Annotated in this window: 11 protein-coding genes and 1 pseudogene; 10 read left to right on the forward strand and 2 right to left on the reverse strand. The window is 46.9% G+C overall.

Annotated elements, in window-relative coordinates:
* Positions 1-247 precede the first annotated feature (247 nt).
* Positions 248-937, forward strand: a complete 690-nt coding sequence (locus L6442_RS12850; protein WP_212977248.1) for a response regulator transcription factor — start codon at positions 248-250, stop codon at positions 935-937.
* Entirely contained in the window at positions 927-2033 is a 1107-nt protein-coding gene (locus L6442_RS12855) for a sensor histidine kinase (RefSeq protein WP_237100296.1), read from the forward strand. Before L6442_RS12850 ends, L6442_RS12855 begins: the two co-directional genes overlap by 11 nt.
* Before the next feature lie 7 nt (positions 2034-2040).
* On the opposite strand, the gene L6442_RS12860 is transcribed toward L6442_RS12855, so the two are convergent.
* Entirely contained in the window at positions 2041-3486 is a 1446-nt protein-coding gene (locus L6442_RS12860) for an alpha/beta hydrolase family protein (RefSeq protein ID WP_212977249.1), read from the reverse strand.
* Between the two features lie 261 nt (positions 3487-3747).
* On the opposite strand from L6442_RS12860, the gene L6442_RS12865 reads away from it, so the two are divergent.
* From L6442_RS12865 to L6442_RS12885, 5 genes are all read left to right on the forward strand, one after another.
* Entirely contained in the window at positions 3748-4077 is a 330-nt protein-coding gene (locus L6442_RS12865) for a hypothetical protein (RefSeq protein ID WP_212977250.1), read from the forward strand.
* A 542-nt stretch (positions 4078-4619) separates the two neighbouring features.
* Positions 4620-5369: an RNA polymerase sigma factor gene (locus tag L6442_RS12870; protein WP_212977251.1), complete on the forward strand. Its 750-nt coding sequence runs from the start codon at positions 4620-4622 to the stop codon at positions 5367-5369.
* A 71-nt stretch (positions 5370-5440) separates the two neighbouring features.
* On the forward strand, positions 5441-5839 hold the full coding sequence (locus tag L6442_RS12875) for a VOC family protein (protein ID WP_212977252.1): 399 nt from the start codon (positions 5441-5443) through the stop codon (positions 5837-5839).
* 216 nt (positions 5840-6055) lie between these two features.
* Positions 6056-6970 carry an AraC family transcriptional regulator gene (locus tag L6442_RS12880; RefSeq protein WP_212977253.1) on the forward strand — a complete coding sequence of 305 codons (915 nt, stop codon included), beginning with the start codon at positions 6056-6058 and terminating at the stop codon, positions 6968-6970.
* A gap of 231 nt (positions 6971-7201) precedes the next feature.
* On the forward strand, positions 7202-8500 hold the full coding sequence (locus L6442_RS12885) for an MFS transporter (protein ID WP_212977254.1): 1299 nt from the start codon (positions 7202-7204) through the stop codon (positions 8498-8500).
* 292 nt (positions 8501-8792) lie between these two features.
* On the opposite strand, the gene L6442_RS12890 is transcribed toward L6442_RS12885, so the two are convergent.
* Positions 8793-9557 carry a lipase family protein gene (locus L6442_RS12890; RefSeq protein WP_373871791.1) on the reverse strand — a complete coding sequence of 255 codons (765 nt, stop codon included), beginning with the start codon at positions 9555-9557 and terminating at the stop codon, positions 8793-8795.
* 191 nt (positions 9558-9748) lie between these two features.
* Here L6442_RS12890 and L6442_RS12895 point away from each other — a divergent pair.
* From L6442_RS12895 to L6442_RS12905, 3 genes and pseudogenes are all read left to right on the forward strand, one after another.
* Positions 9749-9924, forward strand: a pseudogene (locus tag L6442_RS12895) (RrF2 family transcriptional regulator); the annotation flags it as partial.
* A gap of 300 nt (positions 9925-10224) precedes the next feature.
* Positions 10225-11658: an SWIM zinc finger family protein gene (locus tag L6442_RS12900; protein ID WP_212977256.1), complete on the forward strand. Its 1434-nt coding sequence runs from the start codon at positions 10225-10227 to the stop codon at positions 11656-11658.
* A gap of 53 nt (positions 11659-11711) precedes the next feature.
* Positions 11712-13568, forward strand: coding sequence for a HEAT repeat domain-containing protein (locus L6442_RS12905; RefSeq protein ID WP_212977257.1), 1857 nt, complete (start codon positions 11712-11714; stop codon positions 13566-13568).
* Positions 13569-13598: the final 30 nt, after the last annotated feature.

Below are 13598 nucleotides of genomic sequence, written 5' to 3' on the forward strand. Positions count from 1 at the left end.
AGAAAATCATCCACAACCGGTGTATGTTTCAGTGATCATGCTTCACCGGTTTTTGACTTTCATAAAATTCTCATTCGCCGTTCAGGGGCACCATTCCGGGTTGTCAGCCGCAACGTGATCGACGGAATCATAAGGAGAATCCGCGTAACTTCAGAGATTCTTTAGAATTTCCCCAACGAAATCTTCATATGTTTTTCTTATGCTGGGAGCTAAGACCGATTTTAAGCAATAACCAGGGAGGTTGCAGATGAACAAGGTCACCATATTGGTTGTGGATGACGACTCCGAAATCAGGGACTTTATACGTATCTTCTTGTGTAATGAAGGATATCATGTGCTGGAAGCGGAGAATGGTTTGCAGGCGCTGGAGATTGTCAAGACATCATCCGTGCAATTGATCATTCTGGACGTGATGATGGCCCATATGGATGGAATCAGGGCATGCCTGAAAATCAGAGAATTCTCGAAGATCCCCATTATCATACTGTCTGCCAAGGAAGAAGAAATTGATGTTATAACCGGGTTGACTACCGGAGCGGATGATTATATGACCAAGCCGTTCAGTCTCTTGGAATTGACGGCCCGGGTCAAGGCGCAACTACGCCGGCAAAGCTACTCCGTCAAGAAGCCAGAGGAAGACGTCATTGCCGCCGGTGACTTAATCATAGACAGGGCGATGCATCAAGTAACCGTAAAGGGAAAGGAAATATCCCTGACACCTCTTGAATTTTCCATACTCGAACTGATGGCAAGCCATCGCGGACAAGTGTTTAGCGTGGATAAAATTTATGAAAGGGTTTGGAAAGAGTCTTCCAACATCTCGGATAACACGGTTGTAGTTCATATCCGAAACCTCCGGGAGAAAATTGAGGCGAACCCGCGGGAACCCCGGTACGTCAAGACAGTTTGGGGAGTGGGTTACAAAATTGAAAAATAAACTCCTTGCTCTGATTTCCGGGAAACGAAGCATTCGTGTGCGCATGTTCTGGTCGTTTATTCTAAGCTTAATCATTGCGATGAACGTATCGTCCCTACTCAACGAATTTTTGTTAAATAGTCTTCTTGCCGATAGACATTTCCCCTATTTATCAACCCTGTTATATGGCGTATTATCTATTGTTTCGTTTATCGTCCCCTTTATTTTGAGCTTTTCCCTTATGACCCGACGAATCGTGCAATATTTGCTTAATCTGGCGGAAGGACTTGATTATATCGCCGGAGGAAATCTGCGCCATCGCGTTCCGCTCTTAAGGAAAGACGAACTGGGCAGGGTTGCGGAAAACATTAACGCTATGGCCGAAAAACTGGAACGCCAAATCGCAAAGGAACGGCAAATCGAAAAGTCCAAAATGGACTTGATTACAGGCGTATCCCACGATTTACGGACGCCCCTTACCAACATAATCGGGTATCTGGAATTGTTGAAAAACAGAGTCTATCACAATGAGCAGGAGCAGGAACGATTCGTCGACATCACCTACAACAAAGCCATGCAACTGAAGAACCTCATTGATGACTTATTTGAGTACACGCGTCTTACCTCCAGTGACGCCAAGCTAGTAATGGGCCAGTTCGATATACGGGAACTGCTCACGCAGATTGCAGCCGAATTCCAACCCTTCGCCAAAGAACTTGGGGTCACTGTGGAGACGTTTTTGGCGTTCAAGCCGATGCCGATACCTATGGATCCGGGAAAAATAAGGAGAGCCATCGACAACCTTCTGATGAATGCTTTGAAGTTCTCCGTGAAGCCGGGAGTTGTTCGCGTATCATTGGAAGCACGCTCCCCTTTTGTTGCCATCAAGGTCGAGAATGAAGGAACTCCGATATCGAAGGAACAGGAAGAGCTGCTATTTGAGCGGTTTTACAAAGCCGATCACTCGCGAACGGCCCATGCGATCCAGGCCGGTTCAGGATTAGGACTATCCATTGCCAAGAATATCGTCGAAAGGCACAACGGCACCTTAAGCCTGGTTCATTCATCGGGACGTTATGCTTTCATCATTGAACTTCCCGTATCCAATCCCGCATAAAAAATGATTAGTTGTTCACCTTGAAATTCACTTCTGGGTACTTGGCGGCCAAATCTTGCAGCGTAGAATCGTCTTTCCCTTTTAAATACCGATCGAAGAAGGCAACACTGAATTCGTTCACGATGCGGTGATCCCGCCGCGGGTCCGTGCCGCTGAGGCCTAGCAGCGGAGAGAATAACGCAAGATCGGTGTAGCTTGCATGCTTTGAACCCGGAATAAGGATCGATAACCCTCCGCCTGCCAGAGCATAGCCCGATTTTTGGATATATTCTTTCCTTGGGGCTTCGAACGCTTCGCGGCTTACCCCGCCAAACTGTTCGGCGACATCATCGTAAGAAGTCATTATTTTGCTGTACGTCTCGTCTGCATACATCATGAAGAACGGCTTTCCGAATCCTTTGTCTGAAACCGGCGGACCATAAAACCCTCCATCCATACTAAGGGCAGCCTTCACACGCGAATCATTCTTTAACATTTGCACCGTAACAGCTCCACCGAATGAATGTCCAAGCATGCCGATTCGATCAAGATCGATTTTGCCGGTAAATCGACCTGCAGCATCGTTCTGATTGAGCTTCGCCACTTGATTGAGCACAAACGCAGCGTCGCTGGTCCAAAGCGGGATGTGCATTCCATACTGGGCATTGGAAGTCAAGTTGGGATCGGTTTTGCTCACGGCGACTCTTCCGTCAGGGTAAACGGAAGCCGCAGCTTCATAGGCATAATCGATGGCTATTACGATGTAGCCGTGGCTGGCAAGCTCCTCTAGCTGGTACATATTCTGATTGCGATATCCGTTCATCCCATGGGAAAAAATCAAAACCGGGTACGGGCTCCCCGAGTTCGAGAGTTTGGCATCTACCAAAGCATGCGTTTTGATCAACCCTAGATGGCTTAGCACAAAAGCCGGAAGACCCATCATTTTGCTTGATATGGCTTTTGTCATCTTAGATGCATTCTGGAGGTAAGGGCTTCTCTCTTCCCCGCCGCCTTCGGCAGCCGGATACCAAATTTGCGCCATCAGCTCGCGCCTATCGGCAGGGTTATCCGAATATACTTCCCGCCGCTTATCGTCAACCCAATGATAAACCGTCGTTCCGACCGCATAGGGTCCCGTTGGTTCATCAAATGAGAATACCGGCAGCACTGCAGGCGGCGCAACCGAGACCAACAAATATACGGTCAATAGCACCGCTTGAACCGTAAGCGCAATCCTGCTTTTGCCGCCCTCCTTCCGCTTGCCAATGAAGAAATAAGCCGTCAATAAGAGCGGTGTCAAGTAGGCCGGAATCATCTCCCAACGTCCACCTTCCACAACAATCTGCACGATTACCAAACTGAGGGCGATCCCTAAAGGGATGAACAATCCCCGTCCACCTTTCTTGTTCGTGATTACCGCCCAGTACAACAGGCCAAAATTAACCACGATCAAGCCTATTTCCCAAAATCTCATGCTGATCTTCCTCCCCTTACCATAAATACGAACTTGTTCCAGCTTACAAAAAAATTATAAAGATGAAAGGGGGAATATCATAAATTTCTTATGAATGTCGTGGGTACTCGTGCGAAAGTTCCGCAATTATTTCTTCGGCTTTTGCAAGCTATATGCTTTTGCACCGCGCTGGCAGCGGCATCCGCTCTTGCCCAGCCCAGAATCCTACTTGAAGCATATAATGTTTTATTCAAATATGAAGGAAAGTAGGAAACTTTTATTATGAACAAAAAGAACAAGGGGCGCACAAAACCCATTGCTCGTCGGTTAAAGTCCGGCGTCAACCGTAACAAACCCGTACGAATCAATGCATTTGAAAACGAGCTTAAATGGTTGGACAAAGACAAAAGATACCGCAATTCCGAGCAGGTTTATCTAATCGTAGAGCTACCAAAAGGGGTATATAAGTATTCACAGGAAAACGAAGTGGAATGGAACCGGGTCATTCAAAATGGATTGCTGAGTGCAATGGAAGCCTTAGATCCGGATTCGATCAAGGAGATAAAATGCCGCATTCAAGTCGGCACGGCCGCCGCCAGTGGCCAAAGTTAAAGCTGGCGTCTCATTTTTATAATTCGTATTTAGGACTGGTTAGCGGGAAGTCAAAGCTCTTCCTTTCGGTCCCGAAAAAATGCTTCAATTCATCGGAGGGTACTTTGTTATACGAATGGGGAACGATAGCTCAATAAAGACAGTTCTGAGAGGGACTTTTGCGCGCCGAAAGTAAAAGCCCCTCCACTTTCCGTAATTTTCCATTCACTTTCGAATAGGACGATGATTTCTTCGAGCTTTTCCCAAGCAATATCCAAGTGGGAAAACAATTGAAAAGAACTTAACCGTTACAGGTCCCACGACGCAATCAATAATTCCATTTGCAAGCAAGTATTTCTGCGAAATGCTTAGACCAGTTTCTCCAATCGGTTGTTCATTCAGTATGTTTTTGACCCAATGCCTCCGAAGCTTTTGGTTGTCTTCATTTGCTTCGTGATACAATATACCAAATAAAGGGGGGAAATATGGGATGGAAATTGATGAGATAGACAAGATCGAGGGACGGTTAAGCAGCACTACTCAACTTGAAGGGGTAAACATAAATGGCGATTAGACTCGACGGGGAGTTGGCGGAAGGAGACGCTTTCGCAAGGATAGAGCCCTACTTGCCCGGATTGAAGGCATATTGCAGGTCTCTTGCCGGTAACGAATGGGATTCAGAGGACTTGATGCAGGAAGTACTAACGAAGGCAATGCAGGCAATTTTGCGGTCGCCCCATCGTTCGATCAGTCGAGCATTCCTTTTCCGGATTGCAAAGAACGCTTGGATTGACCACTGCAGGGCAGAGCGGAAGCGGCACAACGATACGACATTCGATGAGGATTTCCATCTGTCTGCCTCGCTTTCTATGAATGAATGGCTGGCCCGCGAGCTGCTTGAACAGCTGGCCGAATCGCTGAATCCCAGGCAAATGGTGCTCGTCATCCTGATCGATGCATTCGTGTTCAGCGCGGCAGAGACTGCATTGTTATTACGCATGACAGAAGGCGCTGTAAAAGAAGGGCTGAAACGGGCGCGCCGGCGCTTGCACTCATTTGCGGGCGGGAACAGGCAGGACATCGTGAGAAATGGAAAGCCGAAGAGGCGCGTCGGAGAGGACATGCCTACAGTATTGTTCGAGACATTCGTGGCAGGCTTTCAAAAAGGAGATGCAGAGATGATTTGTCGTGCATATCTGAGTCTGGCTTCCCAAGGTGTCATGATCGAAAAAGTATCTGTAGAGGAAGGCCGCTATTCCTTTGCGCTTCGGGATCCGGACGGTCATTTGATTGGATTTTTTCAAAATATTTAGCGGTACCCGTTTCTTTTCTTCGTAAGTGTTCGTTATAAATGGTGAAGAACGATTTTAAGGAGGAATATTTAATGGCAGTGAGCGTAAAAAACTATGCGGTTGTCCAATTGCCGGTACGTGATCTTGAGGTTTCCGTGAGGTGGTACAAGGAGATTCTTGGCATTCCATTCACATTCGAATATACTCCAGGCGACCAAGAGGCTTGGCTTAACGTTGGGGGTGTCGGACTTGGGCTTATTCAGTGCCCGGAGGTGCCGAAATTGGACTTTACGAATAGCAGGGGTCAGCTCCAGCCAATCATTTCGCTGCAGGTAGACAACATTCATGAAGCGCACGAAGAATTGAAGAAGAAGGGGGCTGAAATCGGCGAGATGGTGTACAAGCCGCAAGGCGGGTACAGCTTTACCTTCCGCGATCCGGACGGTCATATGGGTAACTTGTGGGGTGGTTGGCCAAGGGAAGAAAGCTGATTATTGCCAAACCCAACTAAAGGGGGATTTCTTATCGTCCGAAGATGATAAGGGGTACCCCTTTGAACCGTTGCATTCATATTGAGGAGGGAATTGAATCCAGCAGATTCGTATAAACAAAGCGTGATTTATTTCTTTACATAAAATGTACAGTTCTTGTAAAGTGATAGAGCTAACAACTTCCTATAATTTTTGATACGAAAGGAGGTGCGCGCAATGGATAACTTTAAAGCTTTTGAGTGTGTAGTGGAATACCTGGAGAATATTATACTTTGCTCAGATGAAGTGGATTATAACGTCATTTCTAAAATAGCAGGCTGTCCTGCTCCCTTGTTTCAGCGTATTTTTGTATATATTACAGGTATAACTATTAGTGAGTATTTAAGAAAACGCCGATTGACGTTAGCGGGTTATGATATCAGAAACAGCAGTGAAAAAATTATTGACATAGCTATGAAATATGGTTTTAATTCCCATGCTGCTTTTACAAGAGCATTCAAAGAGCATCACAAGGTTTCTCCTTCTAGTGTTAGAAAGTTTGGTAAACCGCTTCATGATTATCCTCGCACCTCCTTTACAAATATTAGAATTGTAGGAGGAAAGCGAATTATGGCAGAGCTTAAAAAAATCGAGTATGTAGAATTTGGCGCCCGTAAAATTGTAGGCATGATGAAAATGACTTCGTTTCAAAAGGCAGGGGAAGAGTGCTGGGGTTCAGCATTCAAGGAAGGCGTTTTTGACAGAATTCAAGAAATTGAAAGATGGATTTGCAAAGATATGGATGATTATATTGGACTTGGGCATATGAGTAAATTTGTTGGAAAAGATCATTTCCAATATATCATAGGTAAATTTGTAGAACTTGACGCACCTGTTCCAGAAAAAATGTATTCTGAGAATATATCCGCAGGAACATTTGCCAAAATATGGATCGAATCCGATAACCTTAACGATATTTTTGATTGTGCATACTTACTTTGTTCCGAAGCAATCGAGAAAACAGGATACAAAATTGATTTTGAAAACTTTTATTGGTGTGATGTCTACACATATGATAGATATTGCACACCACTGGAGAAAGGACAGAAAATTATTCTTGACTATTTACTGCCAGTAATCAAAGATGAATAGGAAAGAAACTTGAACAACCTTACGTTAAGTAAAGGTAGCTGACCAAAAGAGGTCGGCTGCCTTCAACTGTTTTTATTGAGTTATCTAATTAATTTTTCACCCTATGGGGCAATTTCATCTAGAAGTTGGCAATATTTTAGAAACAAGTGAACTGAAAAAGCATGGAAACGCCTTTCGTTTAGCTATGGCGACTTTTAAAAACAATAAATCGAAAAAAGGTGGTTTTAAGCGATGATGCATGAACCTCATAATATACGAGGTTATGTGGATTCCCCGGATCTGCAGCGAAAATTATATAGGCGTTCCCTGCTCATTGTAGTCATATCGCAAATTTTTGGAGGCGCAGGTCTTGCTGCTGGGGTAACAGTGGGCGCGCTTCTTGCTCAGGATATGTTGGGAACGGAAAGCTTGACAGGCATTCCCGCTGCCTTGTTAACTCTTGGTTCTGCTGCAGCCGCTCTGCTTGTTGGTCGTCTTTCGCAACATTACGGGCGCCGTTTGGGGCTTGCCGCAGGATTCTTGACAGGCGGAATCGGTGCGATAGGCGTAATATTGGCTGCAGTAAATCATAGTATTGTACTTTTGTTCGCATCGCTCCTTATATACGGTGCAGGCACGGCTACAAATTTACTAGCACGTTATGCAGGAACAGATTTAGCTAAACCTACCCAGCGGGCAAAAGCAATTAGTATTTCAATGGTTTCGACTACTTTCGGCGCGGTTGCAGGGCCCAACCTGGTAGAGGTTATGGGACGATTTGCAGCGTCGATTGGGGTTCCAGCCCTTGCGGGTCCGTTTATTTTAGCTGCGGGGGCGTTCCTCCTTGCAGGTATGGTATTTTTTATTTTCCTCCGCCCAGACCCATTCGTCGTAGCGAAAGCGATCTATAAAGCGCAATCAGATCTGGGTCAATCTGCAGCCGCGCAAACAAAATCGCATAAAAATAACAACAGAGGTTTAGTTGTAGGGGCAACCGTAATGATTTTAACTCAAATCGTTATGGTCGCAATTATGACAATGACGCCAATACACATGAAGCACCACGGTCATAGTTTAGGAGATGTAGGATTAGTAATAGGCATTCATATTGGTTTTATGTATTTTCCTTCGCTCATTACAGGCATTCTTGTTGATAAGATCGGCCGTGCTGCCATGTCAATAGCTTCGGGTGGTATTCTACTGCTGGCCGGTATAATTGCAGCTATAGCACCTGCAGATTCCATGTTTATTCTTATCACTGCCCTTGCTTTGTTGGGACTCGGCTGGAACTTTGGCTTAATCAGTGGGACTGCACTTATCGTAGATGCGACCGATCTAGCAACACGTGCAAAAACTCAAGGGACGATAGATGTGTTAATAGCTCTTGCAGGGGCAGCGGGGGGAGCATTATCCGGTATGGTTGTAGCACATTCCAGTTACGCTGCGCTTTCGCTTTCCGGTGGTTGCCTAGCACTTTTACTAATTCCAGTAGTGATATGGTCCCATAAAAAACAAAAAGTAGTGGTTCCCGACAGCATCTCGATAAACTAACGGGAAACAATAACTAAATTTAGGTGTTTAAAGGCAGTCGATTTCTTGTGATCGGCTGCCTTTTCTTTAAGATTATAGAATTTATAAATTTTCTTGCTACGCTGAACAATTCTATAATCGCAAGAAAAACATCCGCTAAATGCGGTCTGTCTTCCTAGAAAGTACGTCGATAGACGTTTTTCTTACTAAACGGCAGTTTTGCGCGGAAGGACTCGTTCGGGAACTCATTGGGGTGACTTAAACAGCTGTTGCTTGATGTCGCCTTGCTAAACAGTCGGCCCCAACAGGCCAGCTATTCTTGGGTTTTTGTTTCAACATCCGGACAGAACCCGGGATTAGCCGAGCGGAGCTGTTCGGTAAATTTCGGATGGAGTTTGGCAAGCTCGGCGAAATAGCTTGAAATAATATGATTCCCACCAAAGGAACCATTCTGAAAATACTGCGACGACAAAGTTGGGACATGGCTATAATAATATCTTTTTTCCCGCTTGGGCAGTTTGTAAACGGTAGGCGGGGCATGTGTCACGACATCAAACAGATTCGCAGCTCGGTAGCTGTTCCGTACATATTTCGAAAAAGCTTTGGCAAAGGCCGGGTCGCCAACGCGAGGTGAACCGAATGTGAAGAGGAATGGGGAGCGGAAGGAGGTATTGGCGGCGACATCGACAACGCATAAGGTTGCGAGTGCGGCACCGAGGCTGTGGCCTGTAATGTATAGCGTTTTGTTTGCAGACAGCTTGGCCAGCGCGGATATGATGTGGCTGCGGGCGGAGGAATAAATGTCAGTGAAGCCGCGGTGGGTAAGGCAAGCGTCTTTAACATATTTGAAGTTTTTTTGGGAGGCGATCATGTCGGAGATCCAGTTTGTTGTCGAAATGGTTCCCCGAAAGGCAATGATGATTTCCTGCGGAGACTCGAGGACGAATCCAAAACGTTCCCAAGCATGGATAATCGATTTTGCTTCAATCGTATCTCTGACCGTATAATTCGCCGGAACAACAAACGTCCCGTCTGAGTTCGTGAACTGGTCATAGGTCTGTCCGCAAACCGCAGCCATAAAAATAGCCCGCTTTTCCAGCACCTCTATCGTTGTCACGTGCATCCCCGCCTTTCTCTATCTACACTATATTAGGGGGAGGAAGGAGAGGTGCCTAGATCTTAAGCTAGGGCATATAAATAATTATTTGACTTTGGATATTATCGAGGTCATTGTAGATATACGAAGTCTGTAATCGAAAAGGTGAAAAAATGAAATTTTCAAAAGCAACCGATTATGCGCTTCACACGATATTCGATTTGATGCCGAATCCCCGGATAAACCTGTCAGGGTACAGCAGCTTGCCGAAAAGCAGGGCGTCTCTGCTACGTATCTGTCGAAAATACTCACCAAATTGGTGAAAGCAGGCTTGGTAGAGTCGGCTTCGCATAGTTAAAAAAACATGCTTATTTATTTCGCAAAAACGAATGATATCCAACTCCGAAAGGTAGAATTTTCCTATAGATTTAATGATATTAATGATTAACAGACTGATTTATGGCTCAATAAGCCGAAATAAGTCTGTTTTTTTGTCTGTAGTCTCCTATTTCAAGATAAGAATGTGTGTTCTTAAATAGGACTTAAGTGGGTAGGGGGAGATTCGATTATTAGGTATGATTTATCTATTCGGGTTAATATCATAATCTTGGTTGTGTCGCATCATTTATCCAAGCAGGAGGGAATTCGTTTGATTGAAATTACAGAAAGTTGGATTGATTCTATAGCGCCGAACAGCTCAGCCGTCAAAAATGGGCATGATCTGGTCAAAAAAGGGAAGTTTACCGAACTTCATTTGTCAAACGATCAGCAGGTGTTGTTTGGCAGTTGCGCCGGCAGCGGGAAAACGCCTTATTCGCCTTCGGCGGATTTCGTTGTTCCTGAAAAGCCCGTCATGCGCTGCAACTGCCCAAGCCGGCAAATTCCGTGCAAACATGTGCTTGGTTTGCTTTATGCTTATGCGGGCGGAGAGAATTTTACGGCTGCGGAGATGCCTGAGGATCTGGCAGCGAAACGCGAAAAAGCCGAGAAACGGGAAGAGAAAAAAGCCAAAGAAGCTGCGGCGGGAACGGCTCCCAAGCCGAAAAAAGTGAATAAATCGGCGCTGAAGAAAAAGATCATGGCGCAGCTGGAAGGATTGGATGTGCTGGAAAAGCTAACTCACTCCTTGATCCGGCGCGGTCTTGGGACGCTCGACGCCAAAGAGCTCAAAAACATTCAGGACCATGTAAAACAAATGGGAAGCTACTATTTAAACGGAGCCCAGATCCAACTGCGCAAGCTGCAAATGATACTTGCATCCCGAGGAGATAAAGAAGATACATATACGGCTGCTACGGAGCAGCTTGGCGTGATTCACGCTTTTATCAAAAAAGGACGGGCGCATCTGAAGGCCAAACTTGAAGATCCGGAACTTGCGCTTGATCATGAATCGACCATTGAGGAATGGCTCGGACATGCATGGCAGCTTTCGGAATTGAAAGATGCGGGACTGTCAAGTTCCGAGGCCGAACTGATCCAGTTGTCCTTCAACAGCTATGATGATCCCTCGCGCCAGGAATTCGTCGACTGCGGCTACTGGATGCAAATGGACAGCGGGGAAATTCATTATACCGTGCAGTACCGTCCATACAAAGCGGCGAAGCTGATGCGCGAGGAGGACAGCTTTTTTGACGCGGCCTGCGTGCCGGCTCTTTACCGTTATCCGGGGGATCTCAACCGCCGTGTACGGTTCGAATCCTTCTCTACGCGGCCGGTGGAAGAACAGGATATCGCCCGAATCCGGAAGTATGCGGCAAGTTCTTATGCCGAGGTAGTAAAAATGGTGAAAAACCAACTAAAAAACCCGCTGGGAGACCAGAGTCCGGTGATGCTGATTCATGCGGACCGAATTGTTTCCGACGAGGAAGGGCGGCTGTTTATTGCTGATGCACACGGCGAGACGCTTGAACTTAAGGATTTGACGGAAGATTCCACAGTCCAACTGTTGAAATTTTTGCCTGATGACAGTTTGCGGGATACAGCCGTGCTGGTCATGTTCGATCATGGCTTGGCAAGCGGGCGCTTGCGTGTGCAGCCGCTGAGTATCGTGACTGGACGGGAGATTATACGCTTGCTTTATTAATCCATTATGAAATTGTTTCTTAATGAAATCGGAACTGGGGGAGACAGGCAAATATGAGTCAGACATTGCTGATGGAGCTAAACGAAGAAATCAGACGTTTATATATCGCGGGTAGCGATCTGGCGGCCGGGGACCATCGGCTTAGACGGCTGGTGCCGCCATTTCAGCAGCTTGGAGAAAAGGCGCCGGTATTCAAAAAGCTGGCTGAAGGCGTCAACGAGTTGATTGATGCAGGCGGGAGTGAGGCGGATTCCGCCCGCAAACTTCAGGATGTGAACCTGCTGCTGCAGTCGGTTCTGCGCACGCAGGGCAAAGGGTCGGCCGAAGGAGAAACGGTACCGCTTGCAAATTCGCCGCTCCCGCTGCAAACGCGGATGTCCTACCGTAAACTGGCAGCGGTTCGGAACGCACTGTCGACGCGCGGAGGCGGGAGATACGAGATAATTATTGAAGGCTATCGTGAAGGGGTATTTGCGGATCTGCGGCTGCTGCCGCTTGCCGTGGAAGCACTTAGCGATCCGTATTCCGAGATCGCCGATTTTGCGATGACGGATATTTTGCCCTCTTACGGCAAGGAAATCGTACCGTATTTGCTGGCAAGCTTTCAACCGTCGGGAGGCAGGGTTGAATCCCGTAAACTGACCGTGATTGCGAAAAATGGCGGCAAGGAAGTACTGAATACGGTTTTCGAGGCCGCCATGTCGGGTTCGGATGAAGTGCGAACTACAGCGATTCAGCTCTTAGCGGGCCATATTGAATATGAGCAAGCGCTGCTGGATTTTAGCCGCGACAAGAAAAAAAGCATCCGTCAGGCAGCTTATAACGCTTTGGCCGACAGCGGCTGGGAAAGCGCAGTTGCCCGTCTCTATGAGGCCTCCCAAGGCAAAGACTGTGAACTTGTGAATCCTTCCTTGAACCGCTGCAAATCGCCGCAGCTTACCGAGCGGCTGGCGGGGGACTTCGCGGATCAACTGCAATCGCTGCAAGATGCTGCGAAGGACAAGGAAAAAACGGAGGAAATCTGGACTCAGGTCAAACGTTATCTCTGGGCGCTGCATCAAAAAGCAAGTCCTGAACTTGAGGAGTTATATTTGGGCGTTCTTCGCGAATATAAGCATTATATGTTTAAACTCGGATGGTCGTTTCTGGCCAATGAAGCGATTGATTATATCAAAAAAACGGACTCGGAAGAGGGCCGGCAGCTTCTACAGGCCGCAGTGGAATCGGATTTGAAACATTACGCCGGTACCAACGCTTATGCACGCGAGACATTCATTAAAGCCCAGCCTGTTTTATCGCCTGAGCGTATTTACGAGGCCTATTCTCCCATTGTGAAAGACCGGGTACATGCTAAGGCCATCAGCCGGAGCGCCAATTATTGCAAACAGCTGCTGGATACGATTGAGGACATGGTTGTTTTACGGCGGTATCAAGCATACAAGCAGGTTTGGTCTTATGGCGAAGAAGAGTATGCCTATCATGTGGAAATGCTGCCGCAGGAAGAAATCGCCGCGGGTTGGGACCCGCGCTGGCTGGATCATTTTATCGAATTGGACCGCATGGCTCTGGTAAGCGCATTTGCACGCCCGGGACATGCGGACGCCGCATCCTATTTATTCCTGAAGCTGCGGAATTCGCCGGAGTTCCGCAACCGCTTTGCGAATTTGGCGGTCATGGGGCTGGTTCGGGCGGAAGTTGCGCCGCAGCAGCTGCACGAAGCGCTTGTTCAGGCGCTGGAGGATGAACGCAATACCGATTGCCGTGAAATCGAACCCTTCCTGTTTGAACAGCTCTGCGGTTTACCGGCAGCATATGAGGCCCGGGTGCGAGCGGCTTTGCCCAAGTTCAGTTCCAAAGCGGAGGAACAGTTGGAATATATTTTGAAGAACATGTCATCCATCCATTCATAAAATACGTGTTCAAAAAGGCCGGTTTTCAGC

This window comes from Paenibacillus azoreducens (assembly GCF_021654775.1).
In the GTDB taxonomy this organism is placed as follows: Bacteria; Bacillota; Bacilli; order Paenibacillales; family Paenibacillaceae; genus Paenibacillus_AQ; species Paenibacillus_AQ azoreducens.

Excerpts from the sequence above, each read along its gene's own strand:
- L6442_RS12850 (WP_212977248.1), top strand. The coding sequence starts at position 248 with ATGAACAAGGTCACCATATTGGTTGTGGATGACGACTCCGAAATCAGG.
- L6442_RS12860 (WP_212977249.1), bottom strand. The coding sequence starts at position 3,486 with ATGAGATTTTGGGAAATAGGCTTGATCGTGGTTAATTTTGGCCTGTTG.
- L6442_RS12865 (WP_212977250.1), top strand. The coding sequence starts at position 3,748 with ATGAACAAAAAGAACAAGGGGCGCACAAAACCCATTGCTCGTCGGTTA.
- L6442_RS12870 (WP_212977251.1), top strand. The coding sequence starts at position 4,620 with ATGGCGATTAGACTCGACGGGGAGTTGGCGGAAGGAGACGCTTTCGCA.
- L6442_RS12875 (WP_212977252.1), top strand. The coding sequence starts at position 5,441 with ATGGCAGTGAGCGTAAAAAACTATGCGGTTGTCCAATTGCCGGTACGT.
- L6442_RS12880 (WP_212977253.1), top strand. The coding sequence starts at position 6,056 with ATGGATAACTTTAAAGCTTTTGAGTGTGTAGTGGAATACCTGGAGAAT.
- L6442_RS12885 (WP_212977254.1), top strand. The coding sequence starts at position 7,202 with ATGATGCATGAACCTCATAATATACGAGGTTATGTGGATTCCCCGGAT.
- L6442_RS12890 (WP_373871791.1), bottom strand. The coding sequence starts at position 9,557 with ATGGCTGCGGTTTGCGGACAGACCTATGACCAGTTCACGAACTCAGAC.
- L6442_RS12905 (WP_212977257.1), top strand. The coding sequence starts at position 11,712 with ATGAGTCAGACATTGCTGATGGAGCTAAACGAAGAAATCAGACGTTTA.